This is a genomic window from Streptomyces sp. NRRL B-1140 (genome assembly GCF_001280065.1).
Classification (GTDB): Bacteria; Actinomycetota; Actinomycetes; order Streptomycetales; family Streptomycetaceae; genus Streptomyces.
Genome location: NZ_LGEA01000173.1, coordinates 13,922 through 33,061 on the forward strand (window position 1 = coordinate 13,922; position 19,140 = coordinate 33,061).

The following is a 19,140-nucleotide window of genomic DNA, read 5'->3' on the forward strand; positions in this document are numbered from 1 at the left end:
CGCAGGGGCCTGCGAGACTTGCTCCCATGCGCATTGTGGTTCTGGCAGGCGGCATCGGCGGTGCCCGGTTCCTGCGTGGTCTGAAGCGGGCCGTCCCGGACGCGGACATCACGGTCATCGGCAACACCGGGGACGACATCCACCTCTTCGGGCTGAAGGTCTGCCCGGACCTCGACACGGTGATGTACACGCTCGGCGGTGGCATCAACGAGGAGCAGGGCTGGGGGCGTACCGACGAGACCTTCCACCTCAAGGAGGAGCTCGCGGCCTACGGCGTCGGGCCCGAGTGGTTCGGCCTGGGCGACCGCGACTTCGCCACGCACATCGTGCGGACGCAGATGATCGGCGCCGGATACCCGCTCAGCGCGGTGACGGAGGCGCTGTGCGACCGCTGGAAGCCGGGCGTGCGGCTGATCCCCATGTCCGACGACCGCGTCGAGACCCATGTGGCCGTCGAGATCGACGGCGAGACCAAGGCGATCCACTTCCAGGAGTACTGGGTGCGGCTGCGCGCCTCGGTGCCGGCCCGGGCGGTCGTGCCGGTGGGCGCCGACCAGGCGAAGCCCGCCCCGGGCGTGCTGGAGGCCATCGGCGAGGCGGACGTGATCCTCTTCCCTCCGTCCAACCCGGTCGTGTCGATCGGCACGATCCTCGCCGTGCCCGGCATCCGCGAGGCGATCGCCGACGCCGGGGTGCCGGTCGTCGGCCTCTCCCCGATCGTCGGGGACGCGCCCGTGCGGGGCATGGCCGACAAGGTGCTCGCCGCCGTGGGCGTCGAGTCGACCGCCACGGCCGTGGCCGAGCACTACGGCTCGGGCCTGCTGGACGGCTGGCTCGTCGACTCGGTGGACGCCGGGGCGGTGGAGCGGGTCGAGGCGGCCGGGATCCGCTGCCGGGCCGTGCCGCTGATGATGAGCGACGTCGACGCGACCGCGCGGATGGCCCAGGAGGCGCTGGCGCTGGCCGAGGAGGTGCGGGGAGCGTGAGCGGTGGGACGCGGGAAGACGCCGGATACCGGGTGTGGGCCCTGGGCGGGATACCGGAGGTCACGGCCGGGGACGACCTGGCGAAGCTGATCGCGGCCGCCGGGCCCGGCCTGGCCGACGGGGACGTGCTGCTGGTCACCTCGAAGATCGTGTCCAAGGCGGAGGGCCGGATCGTCCGGGCCGCCGACCGGGAGGCGGCGATCGATGCGGAGACGGTCCGGGTGGTGGCCCGGCGCGGCGCCCTGCGGATCGTGGAGAACCGGCAGGGCCTGGTCATGGCCGCGGCCGGGGTCGACGCGTCCAACACCCCCTCCGGGACGGTGCTGTTGCTGCCCGAGGACCCGGACGCCTCCGCCCGCGCCATCCGGGAGGGGCTGCGGGACGCCCTCGGGGTGGACGTCGGGGTCGTGGTCACCGACACGTTCGGCCGGCCCTGGCGCTCCGGGCTCACGGACGTCGCGATCGGCGCCGCCGGAGTGCGTGTGCTCGACGATCTGCGCGGCGGCACGGACGCGTACGGCAATCCGCTCAGCGCCACCGTCGTCGCCACCGCCGACGAACTCGCCGCCGCCGGCGACCTCGTGAAGGGCAAGGCCTCCGGGCTGCCCGTCGCCGTGGTACGCGGGCTCGGGCACCTGGTCTCACGGGGGGACGACGGCGAGGGAGCGCGGGCCATGGTCCGCGGCGCACGCGACGACATGTTCCGCCTCGGCACCTCCGAGGCGGTCCGGCAGGCCGTGACCCAGCGGCGCACGGTCCGCTCCTTCACGGACGAGCCCGTCGACGCCGGTGCCGTGCGGCGGGCCGTTGCCGCGGCAGTGACCGCTCCGGCCCCGCACCACACGACACCGTGGCGGTTCGTGCTCCTGGAGTCGCAGGAGTCGCGGACGCGGCTGCTCGACGCCATGCGGGACGCGTGGATCGCCGACCTGCGGCGGGACGGCAAGAGCGAGGAGTCCGTCGCCAAGCGGATCCGGCGCGGGGACGTGCTGCGCAACGCCCCCTGCCTCGTCGTCCCCTGCCTGGTCATGGACGGTTCGCACACGTACGGCGACCCGCGCAGGGACGCCGCCGAGCGGGAGATGTTCGTCGTCGCCACCGGCGCCGGCGTGCAGAACTTCCTGGTCGCGCTGGCCGGGGAGCGACTGGGGTCAGCCTGGGTGTCGTCGACGATGTTCTGCCGGGACGTGGTGCGCGAGGTGCTGGACCTGCCGGCGGACTGGGATCCGATGGGGGCGGTGGCGGTCGGGCATCCTGCCGGGGAACCGCGGCCGCGGCCCGAGCGGGACGCGGGCGCGTTCATCGAGGTGCGGTGACAGGAGCCGGGCGGCGCCTACGCTCGTAGGGCCACTTCTCACGGATCCCAGGGACGTCATTCATGGCAGGACGGTTCGCGCAGCGGCCCACACGTACTTCGGTGCGCGGTGGGCATGTCGCCGTGCCTCCGGGTGTGCCGCGGCAGGCGACGGGGCCGGGCCGGGTGCGGGAGTGGGTGCCGGACGGGCCGCTGGATCTCGGCCTGGTGCTCGGGCCGCTGCGGCGCGGGCCCGGCGACCCGACGTTCCGGGCGACCCCCGACGGGTCCGTGTGGCGCACCAGCCTCACCCCGGCCGGGCCCGGGACGCTGCGTGTGTGCGCGTTCGGCGGCGGGGTGCGCGGGGAGGCCTGGGGGCCTGGGGCGCAGTGGCTGCTGGAGGGGTTGCCGGAGCTGCTCGGGGCCGCGGACGATCCGTCGGCGTTCGTGCCACGGCACCGGCTGCTGGCGTCGGCGCGGCACCGGCGGCCGGGGTTGCGGCTGACGCGCAGCGGCCTCGTGCTGGAGTCGCTGATCCCGTCGATTCTGGAGCAGAAGGTCACCACCGACGAGGCGTACCGGGCGTGGCGGCTGCTGGTGCGGAAGTTCGGGGAGCCGGCGCCGGGGCCGGCTCCCGCACGGATGTACGTGATGCCGGACCCGCGGACGTGGGCGCTGATCCCGTCGTGGGAGTGGCACCGGGCCGGGGTTGACAACAAGCGGGCGTCGACGATCCTGCGTGCGGTGCGGGTCGCCGCGCGGCTGGAGCAGGCCGTGGGGATGGAGCCCGGGGCGGCTCGGGCGCGGCTGGAGCTGGTGCCGGGGGTCGGGCCGTGGACCTCCGCGGAGACGGTGCAGCGCAGTCATGGGGCGGCGGACGAGGTGACGGTGGGGGATCTGCATCTGCCCGGGATCGTGGGGTGGGCGCTGGCCGGGGACCGGGATGCGGACGATGCGGCGATGCTGGAGCTGCTGGAGCCGTATGCGGGGCAGCGGCATCGGGCGGCGCGGTTGATTCTGCTGAGCGGGAGGGTGCCGACGCGTCGGGCGCCGAAGATGCCTCGGTGGGATATCGGGCAGTTGTGAGCTATTGGTTTCGGGTGCTCGGCGTCCGTGCTCAGGGCGGGTGGGTCCGCAGCCCGGCGTAGCGGGGTACCGCTGCGCCCACCCGTGCCGCCCCCAGCGGCACGCATGCCCGCAGCGGGGCGGCGAGCGGCGGCACGGGTGCTCGGAGCGGGGGCGGAATCCCTCTACTGGTCCGACGAGAAGCGGACCGCTCCTGCCGGGATGCGGGCGTCGCACCATATGCGGGCGCCCTCCAGAAGTTCGTTGTCGGGGCCGACCACCGCGCCGTCCCCTATGACCGTGCCGGTCAGGACCGAGCGTTGGCCGACGCGGGCCCGGGTGCCGATCAGGGAGTCGGTGATGACCGCGCCCGGCTCGATGACCGCGCCCGGCAGGATCGTGCTGCCGAAGATCCGCGCGCCCTCGGCGACGAAGGCGCCCTCGCCCACCACCGTGCCGCCCGCCAGTTTCGCGTCGGAGGCGACCTGGGCCGTGGGCAGTACCAGGCGGTCGCCGCAGCGGCCGGGGACGGCGGGCGAGGGGGCCCGGCCCAGTACCAGGTCCGCCGAGCCCCGGACGAAGGCCGCCGGGGTGCCCAGGTCGAGCCAGTACGTCGAGTCGACCATGCCCTGGAGGTGCGCGCCGGCCGAGAGCAGGCCGGGGAAGGTCTCGCGTTCCACCGACACCGGCCTGCCCAGCGGGATCGAGTCGATGACCGAGCGGCGGAAGACGTACGCCCCCGCGTTGATCTGGTCGGTGACGATCTCCTCGGGGGTCTGCGGCTTCTCCAGGAACGCCAGGACCCTGCCCGTGTCGTCGGTGGGGACCAGGCCGTAGGCGCGCGGGTCGGTGACCTTGGTGAGGTGCAGGGAGACGTCCGCGCCCGTCGTCTCGTGGGTGTCGACCAGGGCCCGGATGTCCAGGCCCGTCAGGATGTCGCCGTTGAAGATCAGGACGGGGTCGTCGGGGCCGGAGTGCAGCCGGGAGGCGACGTTGCGGATGGCGCCGCCCGTGCCGAGCGGCTCCTCCTCGGTGACGTACTCGAGGTGGAGTCCCAGCGCGGAGCCGTCACCGAAGTACGGCTCGAAGACCTCGGCCAGGTAGGAGGTGGCCAGGACGATGTGCTCGACACCGGCCGCTCTCGCTCTCGCCAGCTGGTGCGTGAGGAAGGGCACCCCGGCCGCCGGGACCATGGGCTTGGGCGTGTGCACCGTGAGGGGGCGCAGCCGGGTGCCCTTGCCGCCGACCAGGAGGATCGCTTCAGTCACGTGTCGTCTCTGCTTCCTGCCGGGACCGGCCGAACTGTCTTTCGGCCGGTCAGTGTATGCAGATCGTTCCGTGGCGCTTTCGTTGGCCGTGCGGCGTGCCGCCCGCTGCCCCCCGACGACGGTGAACGTGTGCTCAGCGGCCCTGGTAGCGGGCCGCCTTGGAGCGGGCCGAGCCGAGCTTTCCGTAGAGCTTGCGTCCCGGGCACTCGGTCTGGAAGCCGTCCCGGTGCCCCGAGATCACGTTCAGTCGAACCTTCTTGCCTTTCCGGTGGAGGTTGCTGCCGGCCGACGTCAGGTAGGTCTTTCCCTTCGGGTTCACCCGGTACAGCCCGAGTTTCCACGCGGTCAGCCGGGCGATGGCCTTGACCGCGGATTTCGACGGCTTCTTGGTGCCGTACGACCCGAGGACGGCGATCCCCATGCTGTTGCTGTTGAAACCCAGCGTGTGCGCGCCGAGGACCGGTTTCGCCACGCCTCCGGCGCGGCCCTCGTAGATCTTTCCGCACTTGTCGATGAGGAAGTTGTAGCCGATGTCCCGCCATCCCATGCTCTTGACGTGGTAGCGGTAGATACCGCGGATGAGTGACGGGACCTGCGAGCAGCGGTACTTGTTGCCGCTCGCCGTGTGGTGGACGAAGGCCACCTTGACCTTCTTCGTGTACCGGAAGCCGCTTTCCCGCAACCCCTCGTTCGCGCCCCAGCCGCGCCGCGTGACGATCGCCGGGCGGGGGCCGATGTAGGGCTTGGCCTGCCGCTGCTGCTCCGTCAGCCCGGCGGCGTCGAGGGCGCGGTATTCCCGCTCGGTCTTGGCGCGGCTCAGTGCCGCGATCTCGCGGGCGCCGAGGGGGGCGAGGCCGGCGTTGGCGGAGGAGGCCTCGACGAGGGCGGAGGACTCGGCGTTGCGGGCGTCGGCGGCGCGGGGGCCCCCGACGCCGAGGGATGTGGTGTCGGCCTTGCCCGGGTCGACGAGTTCGAGGCGGAGGCCCGAGGGCAGCGGGGGCGCGGCCCGCAGGTTGCGGGTGTCCGCGGGGCGCGCGCGGAACGCGGCCGCTGTGCTGCCGGACTCGGAGCTGACCCGGAGTTCCACGCCGTCGGAATCGCCCACCCACAGCGGTGCGGTGGCGCCGCGGACACGGCCCGAGGCCCTCTCGGGGGTGCCGCGGTCGGCGGCGTGGTCGGCGTTGTGGATGTCCAGGTCCTGCCATTTCGACCAGGTGCCGGAGCCGGCGGCTCGGGTGCGGACCCGGACCCGGCCGTGCAGTTCGGCGTCGGGGTCGTCCCAGATGACGCCGACGAGGGAGAAGTGACGTACGGCGCGGCGGGACAGGCCCTGCTCGGTGGCGGGGGCGGAGGGAGTGGCGCGCGTGCGGGTGAGGGGTTCGAGAGGGAGGGACTGGGTGCTGCCGGCGGCGTACGGTTCGGCCTCGCGCCGCTCGGCCGGGTCCATGGCCGGGGAACCCGCGGGGAGCGCGGGTCTCGCGGCCTCCGTGGCCGGCGCCGGTCTCGCCGGCGCCGCGAGGGCAGGAGGGGTGAGGGGGAGGGCCAGAGCGGCCGCGCAGGTGACACCGATCGAGGAAGCAAGGAATCCACGCATGCCCCTGATCTTGGACATAGTCGTACAAGTCTGTCTATTTGTGAGTTGACGGTCCATCGGTTCCGGTTCGGCCGAACCGGTGGCGGATCCGGGGCGCGACGCCGGGCGGGCCGTTGGGCGGGGGCCGGTGCGTTGCGTACGCTTGCGCGGGTGAACGCCACCGATCGCACCCCTGCCGACCTGCTGGGTTCCGCGCTCGCCGCGGATCCGGGACGCCCCCTGGTGACCTTCTACGACGACGCCACGGGGGAACGGGTCGAACTGTCCGTGGCCACCTTCGCCAATTGGGTGGCCAAGACCGCGAACCTCCTCCAGGACGAGCTGTCCGTCGAGCCCGGGGACCGGGTGGCGCTGCTGCTGCCCGCGCACTGGCAGACGGCGGTGTGGCTGCTGGCGTGCGCGTCGGTGGGCGTCGTCGCGGACGTGTCCGGGGAGGCCCGGACGGCCGACGTCGTGGTGAGTGGGCCGGACCGGCTGGAGGAGGCCCGGGCGTGCTCCGGTGCGCGGGTCGCGATGGCGCTGCGGCCTCTCGGGGGACGGTTCCCGCAGGTGCCCGAGGGCTTCACCGACTACGCGGTGGAGGTGCCGGGGCAGGGTGACCGGTTCGTGCCGTACGCACCCGTGGATCCCGAGGAGCCCGCGCTGATCGTGGCCGGGCGGGAGTTCAGCGGGGCCGAGGTGGTCGAGCGGGCCCGGGCCGAGGCGACGGAACTGGGGCTGACCGGGCCCGGGTCGCGGATCCTGTCGGGGCTGCCGTACGACACGTGGGACGGGTTGAACGCCGGGCTGTTCGGGCCGCTGGCCACCGGGGGATCCGTGGTGCTGTGCCGGCATCCGGAGCAGGCCGGGGATGGCGTGCTGGACAAGCGGGTGGAAAGCGAACGGGTCACGGTGATCGCCCGCGGCACGGCGGGCCGGTAGCTCCGCCGCTCCCCCTTTCGGCCCATCCCCACCCGCCCCCCGTCCGCCATCCGCGCCATGGTCGTAGGAGCAGTGCGCGCGGGGCGTTCCCGGTTCAGGAGGGGTGGTTGCTGCCGTGGGCTACAGGGTCGGTCCGGGCGCGGGGGCGTCCGCCAGCGGGCGGGGGCTGGTGCGGCGGCGCCGACGGCGGTGGGTGCGCATCACGGCGTTCGGGGTCACGGCTCTCCTCGTGGCGGCCGGCGGGGCCGGCTGGGCCGTGTACGCGAAGCTCAGCGGGAACATCACGCCCGACGAGGCGGCCGCCGCCGAGCTCGCGCGGTACGACAAGGAGCGGCCCACCTCGCTGGTCAAGGACGCCCGGAACATCCTGCTGATCGGCTCGGACTCGCGTGAGGGGACCGACAACGCCCGTTACGGGCGGGACTCCGGTACCGAGCGGTCCGACACCACGATCCTGCTGCACCTGTCCGCGGGCCGGGGCAGCGCCACCGCGGTCTCCCTCCCCCGGGACCTGATGGTGGACCTGCCGGGCTGCCGGCGCCCGGACGGGTCCCGCAGCGCGCCCCGGTTCGCCATGTTCAACCAGGCCTTTCAGGTGGGCGGTTCGGCCTGCACCATCCGGACCGTGGAGAAGCTGACCGACATCCGCATCGACCACCACGTCGTCGTCGACTTCCACGGCTTCACGAAGATGGTCGACGCGGTCGACGGTGTCGAGGTGTGCCTGCGGGAGCCGATCGACGACCGCGCCGCCAAGCTGCGGCTGCCCGCCGGGCACGTGACGCTGAACGGCGAGCAGGCCCTCGGCTACGTCCGCGCCCGCAAGAGCCTCGGCGACGGCAGCGACACCGAGCGGATGGAGCGGCAGCAGCGATTCCTCGGGGCACTCGTCAACAAGGTGCGCAGCAATGACGTCCTGCTGAACCCGGTGAAGCTGTACCCGGTGCTGGACGCCGCCACGTCGTCCCTCACCACCGACCCGGCACTGGCCAGCTTGCGTGGTTTGTACGATCTTGTGCGCGGTCTGCGCGACATCCCCATGGAAGAAGTGCAATTCCTGACCGTCCCCCGGGAGTCGTATGCGTACGACGCCAATCGCGATCAACTCGTGGAGCCCGCGGCGGACCGGCTCTTCGAACGGCTGCGCACGGACGGACCCCTGGTCGTGGCGGGGAACGGCCCGCCGGTTTCCGCCTCGCTGAGCCTCTCCGGCGCGCACGACGGGCCGTACGGACACGCGCGTCCGGGCCCTCGGCTCCGTCCCGCCGTCACCGTTTCTCCTCCACCGACGTATCGGGGGAACACGGCAGCCGAGGACACCTGCGGGTAAAGCGGGCACCAAGGCCGCTCCAAAGCAAGGGACTCTCCACCCGGTAATGGGCGAATTGCCCGGATGTGGAGACGTGGCATGGGTCACCGTCGTCGCCCGGCGCCGAAAGGGCCGGTTAGTGTGAGCGATCCGGTGCGCCCGGCCCCGAGGGACGATCCCGAGGTCGCGCACTGTGTGACCGAGACCCGGGCGCCTAGGAGGGGGAAGGCGCCGCGTCCCCCGACGGAGGAATCAGGCAACCGTGGACGCGCAAGGCCGTGGGCGGGCGGACGACGTCGACCCCGCAGATCAGTGGGTGCTCAACCCGAACACCGGCGAGTACGAACTGCGACTGGGCGCTTCGGCGCCGCAGCCGGGCGTCCCCTCCCCTCGCAGGCCCCGCCCCTCCGAGGCGGCCCCGCCCGCACGCGGCCGCAGGGAGGCAGGTGGACGTACGGAGACAGCCGGACGCGCGCAGGCGCCCGGCCGGTCGCGGCCCGAGACGCCCGGCCGCGCGGCGCCGTCGCAGCGCAGGCGCCGCGGGGCGCCCGAGGAGCCGCTGCCGGGACGGCGCGGACGACGCCCGGCGAAGAAGGTCTCCAAGAGCAAGAAGGTCCTGCTGTGGACCGGCGGCACGATGGCGTTCGTGCTGGTCGCCGGCGCGGGTGCCGGGTACTTCTACATCGAGCACCTGAACGACAACATCGCGTCCGTCTCCGACGACGGCGCGAGCACCGGTGGCTTCAGCAAGGACAAGGCGATCAACATCCTGCTGATCGGCACCGACAAGCGCACCGGCAAGGGCAACGCCAACTACGGCGACGCGGGCAGTGTCGGGCACGCCGACACCACGATCCTGCTGCACGTCTCCAAGGACCGGTCGAACGCGACCGCGCTGAGCATCCCGCGCGATTTGATCACCGACGTCCCGGACTGCCCGACCACGCAGGCGGACGGCACCCAGAAGATCATCCCCGGCACCCAGCAGGTCCGCTTCAACACCAGCCTCGGCCAGGACGGCCGTACGCCCAGCTGCACGGCGCGTACCGTGACCGAGCTGACCGGGGTCAAGCCGGACAACTTCATGGTCGCGGACTTCAACGCGGTCAAGACCCTGACCAGCGCGGTGGGCGGGGTCGAGGTCTGTGTGGGCAAGGACCTCGACGACCCGGACTCGCACCTGAAGCTGTCCAAGGGCATGCACACCATCGAGGGCGAGCAGGCGCTGGCCTTCGTGCGCACCCGGCACGCCGTCGGTTTCGGCGGGGACCTGAGCCGGATCGGGCTGCAGCAGCAGTTCCTGAGCGCGCTGATGCGCAAGCTGAAGTCCAACGACACCCTCACCAGCCCGTCGAAGATGCTCGACCTGGCCGAGGCGGGCACCAAGGCGCTGACGGTCGACTCGCAGCTGGACAGCATCGGCAAGCTGAAGGACCTCGGCCTGGAGCTGGGCAAGCTCAACACCAAGAACCTGACGTTCACGACCGTCCCGGTGATCGACAACCCGACGGAGAAGGTCAAGGCCACCGTCGTGCTCAACGAGTCGACGGCCCCGCAGGTCTTCGACATGATCAGGAACGACGTCTCCTTCACCGCCGTCAAGGAGCAGAAGAAGAAGGAGGCCGCCGCGGTCGCCGCCCGCCTGAAGGGCACCAAGGCCCCGGCCTCCGACGTCCGGGTGCGCATCCTCAACGGCGGTGCCGTCGCCGGCAGCGCCCAGGAGACGCTGAGCTGGCTGCAGAACGAGGAGGGCGTGACCAAGTCCGAGAACGCGGGCAACGCCCCCGCCTCCCTGGCGAAGACCACCTTGGAGTACGCGCCCGACCAGGCCGACCAGGCCCGCCGCCTCGCCGACCTCATGGGTCTGTCCGGGTCCGCGATGAAGCCCGGCAAGAGCGTGACCAACGACCAGGGGCTGCCCGCGATGACGCTGACCCTCGGCAAGGACTTCGAAGGGGCGGGGGTCTCCCTCACCGCACCCACGAAGGCACCGGAGGGGGTGCAGAAGTCCACCGCCGACAAGGTGGAGTGCGCCAAGTGACGCGAATACCCTTCGCGTTCGCCGAATTTCCTTCAAACAAATGGGCGGAATTGCCCAGTTGTGAGAACGTGCAATTTCTCACCCACGTCGCTCGACGCCGAAGTGTGCGGATAGTGTGTGCGATCCAGTGCTCTCCCCCATGAGCTCCGTCCTGGAGGAGTGCGCTGCTTGACCAGCACCGTGCGCCTTCCGGGGGAGGGCGCCGCGTGGCCCGACGGAGGAACAGGCAACCGTGGACGCGCAAGGCCGTGGGCGGGCGGACGACGTCGATCCCGCAGACCAGTGGGTACTCAACCCGAACACCGGCGAATACGAGCTGCGACTGGCCCCTTCCGCAGCGCAGTCGTCCGCCCTCGGGCCCCGTGGTTCCGGTGGCCGCGGTCCGGCCGGGGCGGGCGGTACGCCACGCGCCCGCCGGACCGAACCCGCCCGGCGTTCCGGGGCCGCGGCACCCGGCGGTGAGGCTCCCTCCCCGCGCAGACGCACCGGCGCCCCGGCCGACGCGGCCGCGGGGCGGCGCGGGCGCCGTCCCGCGCAGAAGAAGGGGAAGGGCAAGAAGGTCCTGGTGTGGACCGGCGGCACCCTGGCCTTCGTTCTCGTCGGGACGAGCGCGGCCGCGTACCTCTACTACGAGCACCTCAACGACAACATCACGTCCGTCTCGGACGACGGCGCCGGCACCGGCGGGTTCAGCAAGGACCGCGCGATCAACATCCTGCTCATCGGCACGGACAAGCGCACCGGCACGGGCAACGAGGGCTACGGCGACAAGAACAGCGCCGGGCACGCGGACACCACGCTCGTGCTGCACGTCTCCAAGGACCGGACGAACGCCACCGCGCTGAGCATCCCGCGTGACCTGATCACCGACATCCCGGACTGTCCGACGACGCAGGAGGACGGCTCGGAGAAGATCATCCCGGGCAAGCAGGGCACCCGCTTCAACAACAGCCTGGGGCAGGAGAACCGGACGCCGAGCTGCACCATGCGCACGATCACCGAGCTCACCGGGCTGAAGATGGACCACTTCATGGTGGCCGACTTCAACGCGGTCAAGACGCTGTCCAGCGCGGTGGGCGGGGTCAAGGTCTGTCTGGCCAAGGACATCAAGGACCCCGACTCCAAGCTCGACCTGCCCAAGGGCGAGCATCTGATCGAGGGCGAGGAAGCACTGGCCTTCGTCCGGACCCGGCACTCCGTCGGCTTCGGCGGAGACCTGAGCCGGATCGAACTGCAACAGCAGTTCCTGAGCTCGATGATGCGCAGCCTGAAGTCCAACGACACCCTGACCAGCCCCTCCAAGATGATCAAGCTGGCCGAGGCGGGCACCAAGGCGCTGACGGTCGACTCGCAGATCAGCACGATCAAGAAACTGGCCGATCTCGGGGCGGAGCTGGGCAAGTTCGACACGAAGAACCTCACCTTCGCGACCGTGCCCGTCGTCGACAACCCCGCGGAGAAGGTCAAGGCCACGGTGGTTCTGAAGGAGCCTCAGGCCCAGCAGTTGTTCGCGATGGTCCGTGACGACGTGTCGCTGACCGCGGTGAAGCAGGAGAAGAAGAAGGAGAAGGCCGCCGAGGCAGCCCGGCTGAAGGGCACCAAGGCGCCGGCTTCCGAGGTCCGGGTGCGGATCCTCAACGGCGGTGCCGTCGCGGGCAGCGCCCAGGAGACCCTCAGCTGGCTGCAGGTCCAGGAGGGCGTGACCAAGTCCGAGAACGCGGGCAACGCCGAACAGCCCCTGGCCAGGACCACGCTGGAGTACGGGCCCGACGAGGCGGACCAGGCACGCCGGCTCGCGGAGATCATGGGTCTGTCCGGGGCCGCGCTCAAGCCGGGCAAGAGCGTGACCAACTCGCAGGGGCTGCCCGCGATGACCCTGACCCTGGGCAAGGACTTCGAGGGCGCGGGCGTTCCCCTCACCACTCCGGCGAAGGTGCCGGACGAGGTGCAGAAGTCCACGGCCGACAAGGTCGAGTGCGCGAAGTGACCTGACCGCCCCTTCCTGCGTCTCACAGGTGGACGGAGCAAGCCCGGACGAATCGGCCGGGTGTACATCCGACCGGGCATGTCAGAGGTCCAACCAGAAGCGGGGACGACCGTGCTCCGGCGGAGCAGTGGGGGAACCCGTGGTCCGGACGGACACGGGTCACCCGTGATCCGAACACGACGCGGGGCAGACCCGTGGGTCGGCCATTGGGGTGGGGAGGCAGGGGTATGGCGCAGAGTGACGTGCGCGCAGGCGGCACACGGCGCGTTTCGGGCGGCCCGGCCCAGGACGAGCGTCCGGGGACGGCGGCGCCCGACGCGGGCGGGGGCGAGGGCGGCAGAGGCGGCCGCAACCATCGGCGCGGCCGGCGGCGCGGCGGCGGACGCCGGATACTGCGCTGGTCGGCGCTCGTGCTGTCGGTCCTGATACTCGGGACGGCCGGCGCCGGATACCTCTACTACCGCCACCTCAACGGCAACATCGACAAGGGCAAACGCAACGCCGGCGAGACCGACGTCAAGAAGACCGGTCCCAACGCGGCGGGCCAGACCCCGCTCAACATCCTGCTCATCGGCTCCGACAGCCGGAACTCGGCGGAGAACGTCAAGCTCGGTGGCGGCAGGGACAACGTCGGCAGCAAGCCCCTGGCGGACGTGCAGATGCTCCTGCACGTCTCGGCGGACCGCGAGAGCGCGTCCGTGGTGAGCATCCCGCGGGACACCCGGGTGGACATCCCCAAGTGCGTCGACCCCGACACCGGGGAGAAGTACCCGGCGAAGAACACGATCATCAACGAGACGCTCCAGCGCGGCGGCCCGGGCTGCACCCTCGCCACCTGGCAGAACCTGACCGGTGTGTACATCGACCACTGGATGATGGTCGACTTCGCCGGAGTGGTGGACATGGCGGACGCCATCGGCGGTGTCCCGGTCTGCGTCAACCAGAACGTGTGGGACCGGCCGCTGCCCGGGCAGGGCGGCGGCTCCGGGCTGAAGCTGAAGGCCGGCACGCACAAGGTGCAGGGCAAGGAGGCGCTGCAGTGGCTGCGCACCCGCCACGCCTGGGGCAGTGACCCGCTGCGCGCCAAAGCCCAGCACATGTACATGAACGCGATGATCCGGACGCTGAAGCAGCAGAACGTCTTCACCGACACCGGCCGCCTGATGGGCCTGGCCGAGGCGGGGACGAAGGCGCTGAAGGTGTCCGAGGAGATCGGTACGGTCAAGGAGCTGTACGACGTCGGCATGCAGCTGAAGTCGGTCCCGACGAACCGCATCACGATGACGACGATGCCGTGGATCGAGGACCCCCTGAACCGCAACCACCTGGTGCCCAAGCCGCAGGACGCCGACAAGCTGTGGGCGATGCTCCGCGACGACGTCTCGTTCGACAAGAGCGGCAAGGCCCGCACAGCCGCGAACGCGGACGCGGACCCGTCCCCGGCCCCGGCGAAGGCCACCGGACCCGCCGCCGCGCCGGCCGCGGGGCTGTCGGTCTCCGTCGTCAACGGCACAGCCGGTGACGAGCGGGCCGCCGTCCCCCAGCGGGCCGCCGCGATCGCGGCGGCGCTGCAGCAGGAGGGCTTCACCCGCGCCGTCGCCGCGAGCGGGCAGGACCCGCAGGCCCGGACCCAGGTGACGTACCCGAAGAGCACCGGCGAGCAGGGCCGGGCCAACGCGCTGTCGGTGGCGAAGGCGGTCGGCGTCCCGAGCAGCCAGGTGCGGGCCACGGACGACCTGACCACCACGCTGACCATCGGCGGCGACTGGCGGGAGGGCACGACCTACCCGAAGCAGAAGGCGCCCGAGGCGGGCGACCTGCCCGACTCCGCGGACGCGCTGACCGCGGACAAGACGGAATGCATGGACGTGTACAAGCCCTACCAGTGGTGAACATCTCCACGGCATGACAGAGCGGGGCCCGCCGTCCGGAAGGACGACGGGCCCCGCTTCGCGTCCGGAGGCGCGTCAGTTCGCGGCGGCGTCGGCGCGCACCGCGGGGCGCCGGGAGGCGATGACCTTCCTCGCCAGCGCCCGCGGGCTGGTCAGGAAGCCCCAGCCCCACGACATGTGCATGGTGGCCAGCGCCACGGGGATCTGCAGCCGCGCCCTCAGCGGCAGGCCCTTGCCCGCCGGGACCGAGCCGAGGACGATCGCCGCGAGGTAGCCGCCGGGCACCACGAAGCCCCACGGGGTCAGCAGGGCGCCCACCAGGATCCCGGCCCCGATCGCGCACACGGCGGTCGGCGGGGCGAGGTAGCGCAGGTTGATCGAGCCCTCGTGGAAGCGGGCGACCACGTGCCGCCAGCGGCCGTAGTCCTTGTACTGCTTGGCGAGCGCCTTCACGCTCGGCCGCGGCCGGTACGACACCTTCAGCTCGGGCGAGAACCAGATCAGGCCGCCCGCCTCACGGATGCGGAAGTTCAGCTCCCAGTCCTGGGCGCGGATGAACTCCACGTTGTAACCGCCCTGCCGCTCCAGCGCCTCGCGCCGGAACACACCGAGGTAGACGGTCTCGGCCGGGCCGGCCTGGCCACCGGTGTGGAAGGCGGCGTTGCCGACCCCTATCTTCGAGGTCATCGCGGCGGCGACCGCGTGCTCCCAGTCGTTCTCGCCCTCGGCGTGCATGATGCCGCCGACGTTCTGCGCGCCGGTCTCCTCCAGGAGCCGTACCGCGGTCGCGATGTAGTTCGGCGAGAGCATGCCGTGCCCGTCGACGCGGACGACGATCGGATGCCGGGAGGCGTCGATCGCCGCGTTCAGCGCAGCGGGCGTACGGCCGGTGGGGTTGGGGACGGTGTGGACACGCGCGTCTTCGGCCACGAGCTCGGCGGCGATCTCGTCCGTGCGGTCCGTGGACGGACCGAGGGCGATCACGACCTCCATCTCGCCGGCGTACTCCTGCGCGAGGATCGCTTGGACTGCTCCCCGCAGATGCCGCTCCTCGTTGAGGACGGGCATGATCACGGAAACGGCGGGGAGCCGCACGTCGGGATTGGCGTTCATAGGGGGGTCACGTTACCGCGAACGGGGGACACCGTTGCGCGCCGCCGGGGCGGTACCGCAGGCCGCAGATCGTATCGGCCTACGGTTTCACAGATCCCACGTACGGCCGTCGTCCGGAGGTGTTCCATGCCCACGCCGCCGCGGTCCTCCCGGTCCACCGCCGGCCCCCAGCGCCGCCCGCAGCCCCCGTCGCCCCGACGCGCTCCCCGCAGGCCCGCACCGCCCGCGCGCAAACCGCGCTGGGTCCTGCGGGCGGTCACGACGCTGTCCGTGGTGGTCCTCGCCTCCGCCGGCATCGGGCACGCGGTGATGACGAGCCTGGACGCGGACATCGCCCGGGTCGACCCCTTCAAGGACATGAAGAACCGCCCGCAGGCGGGCCACGGCATGAACCTCCTGCTCGTCGGCACCGACGGCCGGGAGAAGATCGGCCGGGAGGAGCGGCGCACGTACCGGCTGGGCGGCGCGCCCTGCCACTGCACCGACACGATCATGATCGTGCACATCTCGGAGAACCGGGACCGGGCCAGCGTGGTGAGCCTGCCGCGTGACTCGTACGCGGTGACGCCGGCGCATGTCGACCGTACGTCCGGCAAGCGGCACGACGGGCACCCCCTGAAGCTGAACGCCGCGTACGCCGAGGGCGGGCCGCAGCTGACCGTGCGCACCGTCGAGAACATGACCAAGGTGAAGATCGACCACTACCTGGAGGTCGACTTCACCAGCTTCATGAAGACGGTCGACGTCGTCGGGGGCGTGCGGATCTGCACGGCCGCCCCTCTCCAGGACAGCTACACCGGGCTGAACCTCCCGGCCGGCCGGCACACGCTCCGGGGCGGACAGGCGCTGCAGTTCGTGCGCGCCCGCCATGTCGACGCGGCCTCCGACCTGGGCCGCATGAAGCGGCAGCAGCACTTCATGGCGGCGCTCGTGGAACGGCTCACCTCCTCCGGGATCCTCCTCAACCCGATGAAGTTCCGGGACGTGACGCGGGCGGTGCTGGGCTCGGTACGGGCCGACAAGGGCTTCGGCACCCAGGAGATGCTGGACCTGGGCCGCGCCATGCGGAACTTCTCCCCCTCCTCCTCCGAGTTCACCACCGTCCCGGTCGAGCAGATGGGGTACGTCGTGGAGGGCGTCGGCTCCACCCTGAAGTGGGACCCGGTGAAGGCGGAGCGCCTCTTCCACGCCCTGCGCAAGGACCAGCCGCTGTCGGTGCACCGGCCGCGCGGCGCCGCCCGGGTCGTCCCGGTCGCCCCGCAGCAGATCCGCGTCCAGGTGGAGAACGGCACCCGCACACCCGGCCTCGGCCGCAGGGTGGACGCGGCCCTGGCGGCGACGGGCTTCAGCACGACCCACGCGCCGGTGAACGCCGCCACCCTCGACGTGAAGCGCACGGTCGTCGCCTACGACCCCCGCTGGGACCGCTCGGCGAAGTCCCTCGCGACCGCCCTGCCGGGCAGCGAGCTGCGCGCGGTCGCGGGCCTGGGCCCGACCCTGAAGGTGATCGCGGGCCAGGACTTCGAGCGCGTCCGCAAGGTGCGGGCCGAGGACCCGGGACAGGGCGAGTTCGGGGTGGTGCGGGGGGACGAGGTGGGGTGCGGTTAGGGCTGTCGTCCCGCCTGGAGCTGACGGGGCTCCGGGGCGAGCGTCCGACCCGGGTCAGTCCTCGAAACCCTCCGCCGCGCGCTTCTCGCGCAGGTCCATGATCGCGCGGCGGCGGGCCAGGCGGTGGGTGCGGCGGATCTGGGCCTCCTGGTAGCGGCGCTTGTCGCGCTCCGTCTCCGGGAGGACCGGCGGGACCCGGCGGGGCTTGCCGTCGGCGTCGACCGCGGCGAAGACGAGGTAGGCCGAGCCGACCTGCGTGGGCGGGGCGGACTCGTTCCAGCGCTCGGCCAGGACCCGGACACCGACCTCCATGGACGTCCGGCCGGTCCAGTTGACCTGCGCCTTGACGTGGACCAGGTCACCGACGCGGACCGGCTCCAGGAACGCCATCTCGTCCATGGACGCGGTGACCGCCGGCCCGCCGGAGTGCCGTCCGGCCACGGCCCCCGCCGCGTCGTCGACCAGCTTCATGATCACCCCACCGTGCACGGTCCCCAGAAGGTTCGTGTCGTTGTGGGTCATGATGTGGCTGAGCGTGGTGCGGGACGCGGAAGTCGGCTTGCCCGGGATATCCGGACTGCCGGAATCCGCAGCCGGGGCCTGGTCTGTCATGGACTCCACCTTAAGCGGAGGCCGCGCGTGGGGGTTTTGTGTCAGCTTCGCCACAGCCGTGCTCTGATTTTCCGACGACTCTTGTATGGCGCACTACGGGGACCTGCACACTGGGCGCATGAATGACTGGCCCGAGGGATTCACCGGCGACAACCGCGGCAACCGCTTCGGACGCGGCAGCTCGAGCTCCCAGCCCGAGAGTGCACGCGTCATGCGGCAGGTCCGCCGCGGCCCGGCGGCATCGCCCGGGCAAGCGGGATACGGCGGCGCCCCGCCGTACGGCGGAGGCGTACCGCAGCAGCCGTCCTACGTGGACGGCGGTGGCTACGGCCCCGGCGACGGGTACGACAGCGGCTACAACACCGGCCAGGTCTACGGCTCCCCCGGCGGCAGAGGCCCCGGCGGCCCGGGCGACGGCCTGTACGAGCCGCGTCCCGCGCCGGACTGGCGCCGCCGTATCAAGGTGACGTCCATCACGCTGGTGGCGCTCCTGGTCGTGACGAGCGTCGGCACGTACTTCTGGGCCGACTCCAAGCTCAACCGCGAGGTCGACCTGTCGAAGGTCATCGACCGTCCGGAGGCGGGCGAGGGCACGAACTACCTGATCGTCGGCTCCGACAGCCGCAAGGGCATGTCGGCCGAGGAGAAGAAGAAGCTGCACACCGGGTCCGCCGAGGGCAAGCGCACGGACTCGATGATGATCCTGCACACCGGCGGCGGCGCCCCGACGCTGGTGTCGCTGCCGCGCGACTCCAACGTCACGATCCCGTCGTTCAAGGGCTCCGACTCCGGCAAGCTCTACCCGGCCACGGGCCGCCAGACCAAGCTGAACGCGGCCTACGCCGAGGACGGCCCGGAGCTGCTGGTCCGCACGGTCGAGGCCAACACCGGCCTGCACATCGACCACTATGTCGAGATCGGCTTCGCCGGCTTCGCGAACATCGTGGACGCGGTCGGCGGCGTGGAGATGGACATCCCGCAGGACATCAAGGACACCAAGTCCGGCGCGGACCTGAAGAAGGGCAAGCAGACGCTGAACGGCGAACAGGCCCTCGCCTTCGTCCGCACCCGCTACGCGCTCGCCGGCTCCGACCTGGACCGTACGAAGAACCAGCAGAAGTTCCTCTCGGCCCTGGCCAACCAGGTCGCCACCCCGGGCACGGTCCTGAACCCCTTCAAGCTGTACCCGACCATGAGCGCCGGTCTCGACACCCTCGTGGTCGACAAGGACATGGGCCTGTTCGACCTGGCCGACATGTTCTGGGCGATGAAGGGCGTCAGCGGCGGCGAGGGCAAGTCGATGAACATGCCGATCGCCGGCAACACCTCCAACGGCAACCTCCAGTGGGACACCGCGAAGGTGAAGACGCTGGTGAACGAGCTGAAGAACGACGAGAAGGTCACCGTCTCCGGCAACTGAGCGGGCAGGCGAGGCGAAGGGGGCACCCGG

14 protein-coding genes are annotated in these 19,140 nt (G+C 71.6%); 10 read left to right on the plus strand and 4 right to left on the minus strand.

The genetic code is table 11. The annotated features are described in order from the left end of the window. Window positions 1-26 precede the first annotated feature (26 nt). The 3 genes from cofD to ADK65_RS35635 all read left to right on the plus strand — a co-directional run bounded on the left by cofD (window position 27) and on the right by ADK65_RS35635 (window position 3,366). Complete coding sequence (cofD, locus tag ADK65_RS35625; RefSeq protein WP_053675648.1) at window positions 27-986, plus strand: 2-phospho-L-lactate transferase; 960 nt, start codon at window positions 27-29, stop codon at window positions 984-986. Continuing rightward, complete coding sequence (locus ADK65_RS35630; protein ID WP_053675650.1) at window positions 983-2,302, plus strand: coenzyme F420-0:L-glutamate ligase; 1,320 nt, start codon at window positions 983-985, stop codon at window positions 2,300-2,302. Before cofD ends, ADK65_RS35630 begins: the two co-directional genes overlap by 4 nt. Before the next feature lie 62 nt (window positions 2,303-2,364). Continuing rightward, window positions 2,365-3,366: a DNA-3-methyladenine glycosylase family protein gene (locus ADK65_RS35635; RefSeq protein ID WP_053675652.1), complete on the plus strand. Its 1,002-nt coding sequence runs from the start codon at window positions 2,365-2,367 to the stop codon at window positions 3,364-3,366. Between the two features lie 164 nt (window positions 3,367-3,530). Here ADK65_RS35635 and ADK65_RS35640 read toward each other — a convergent pair whose 3' ends face one another. Together ADK65_RS35640 and ADK65_RS35645 are read right to left on the minus strand one after the other, a co-directional pair. Further along, window positions 3,531-4,613, minus strand: coding sequence for a sugar phosphate nucleotidyltransferase (locus ADK65_RS35640; protein WP_053675654.1), 1,083 nt, complete (start codon window positions 4,611-4,613; stop codon window positions 3,531-3,533). A gap of 133 nt (window positions 4,614-4,746) precedes the next feature. Then, a complete protein-coding gene (locus ADK65_RS35645; protein ID WP_053675968.1) occupies window positions 4,747-6,207 on the minus strand; it encodes a peptidoglycan recognition protein in 1,461 nt (486 codons plus the stop codon). Window positions 6,208-6,357: 150 nt separating this feature from the next. Between ADK65_RS35645 and ADK65_RS35650 the strand changes: the two genes are divergently transcribed. The 5 genes from ADK65_RS35650 to ADK65_RS35670 all read left to right on the plus strand — a co-directional run bounded on the left by ADK65_RS35650 (window position 6,358) and on the right by ADK65_RS35670 (window position 14,357). Further along, window positions 6,358-7,128, plus strand: a complete 771-nt coding sequence (locus tag ADK65_RS35650) for a TIGR03089 family protein (protein WP_053675656.1) — start codon at window positions 6,358-6,360, stop codon at window positions 7,126-7,128. Between the two features lie 103 nt (window positions 7,129-7,231). After that, window positions 7,232-8,458 carry an LCP family protein gene (locus ADK65_RS35655; protein WP_053675657.1) on the plus strand — a complete coding sequence of 409 codons (1,227 nt, stop codon included), beginning with the start codon at window positions 7,232-7,234 and terminating at the stop codon, window positions 8,456-8,458. 241 nt (window positions 8,459-8,699) lie between these two features. Further along, entirely contained in the window at window positions 8,700-10,478 is a 1,779-nt protein-coding gene (locus tag ADK65_RS35660; protein ID WP_053675659.1) for an LCP family protein, read from the plus strand. Between the two features lie 232 nt (window positions 10,479-10,710). Beyond that, window positions 10,711-12,465 (plus strand): LCP family protein, encoded by a 1,755-nt coding sequence (locus tag ADK65_RS35665; RefSeq protein WP_053675661.1) that lies wholly within the window; start codon window positions 10,711-10,713, stop codon window positions 12,463-12,465. A gap of 227 nt (window positions 12,466-12,692) precedes the next feature. Next, window positions 12,693-14,357, plus strand: a complete 1,665-nt coding sequence (locus ADK65_RS35670; RefSeq protein WP_078956312.1) for an LCP family protein — start codon at window positions 12,693-12,695, stop codon at window positions 14,355-14,357. A gap of 75 nt (window positions 14,358-14,432) precedes the next feature. Here the strand turns inward: ADK65_RS35670 and ADK65_RS35675 are convergent, their stop codons facing one another. Beyond that, window positions 14,433-15,470 (minus strand): glycosyltransferase family 2 protein, encoded by a 1,038-nt coding sequence (locus ADK65_RS35675; RefSeq protein WP_053675663.1) that lies wholly within the window; start codon window positions 15,468-15,470, stop codon window positions 14,433-14,435. Window positions 15,471-15,596: 126 nt separating this feature from the next. Between ADK65_RS35675 and ADK65_RS35680 the strand changes: the two genes are divergently transcribed. Further along, window positions 15,597-17,078 (plus strand): LCP family protein, encoded by a 1,482-nt coding sequence (locus ADK65_RS35680; protein ID WP_053675665.1) that lies wholly within the window; start codon window positions 15,597-15,599, stop codon window positions 17,076-17,078. Window positions 17,079-17,132: 54 nt separating this feature from the next. Here the strand turns inward: ADK65_RS35680 and ADK65_RS35685 are convergent, their stop codons facing one another. Further along, window positions 17,133-17,690, minus strand: coding sequence for an acyl-CoA thioesterase (locus tag ADK65_RS35685; protein ID WP_053675667.1), 558 nt, complete (start codon window positions 17,688-17,690; stop codon window positions 17,133-17,135). A 118-nt stretch (window positions 17,691-17,808) separates the two neighbouring features. On the opposite strand from ADK65_RS35685, the gene ADK65_RS35690 reads away from it, so the two are divergent. Beyond that, window positions 17,809-19,110, plus strand: coding sequence for an LCP family protein (locus ADK65_RS35690; RefSeq protein WP_199825760.1), 1,302 nt, complete (start codon window positions 17,809-17,811; stop codon window positions 19,108-19,110). The last annotated feature ends 30 nt before the right edge of the window (window positions 19,111-19,140 follow it).

Coding starts and splice junctions, on each gene's coding strand:
- cofD (WP_053675648.1), top strand. CDS start 27: ATGCGCATTGTGGTTCTGGCAGGCGGCATCGGCGGTGCCCGGTTCCTG.
- ADK65_RS35635 (WP_053675652.1), top strand. CDS start 2,365: ATGGCAGGACGGTTCGCGCAGCGGCCCACACGTACTTCGGTGCGCGGT.
- ADK65_RS35645 (WP_053675968.1), bottom strand. CDS start 6,207: ATGCGTGGATTCCTTGCTTCCTCGATCGGTGTCACCTGCGCGGCCGCT.
- ADK65_RS35670 (WP_078956312.1), top strand. CDS start 12,693: ATGGCGCAGAGTGACGTGCGCGCAGGCGGCACACGGCGCGTTTCGGGC.
- ADK65_RS35675 (WP_053675663.1), bottom strand. CDS start 15,470: ATGAACGCCAATCCCGACGTGCGGCTCCCCGCCGTTTCCGTGATCATG.
- ADK65_RS35680 (WP_053675665.1), top strand. CDS start 15,597: ATGCCCACGCCGCCGCGGTCCTCCCGGTCCACCGCCGGCCCCCAGCGC.
- ADK65_RS35685 (WP_053675667.1), bottom strand. CDS start 17,690: ATGACAGACCAGGCCCCGGCTGCGGATTCCGGCAGTCCGGATATCCCG.
- ADK65_RS35690 (WP_199825760.1), top strand. CDS start 17,809: ATGAATGACTGGCCCGAGGGATTCACCGGCGACAACCGCGGCAACCGC.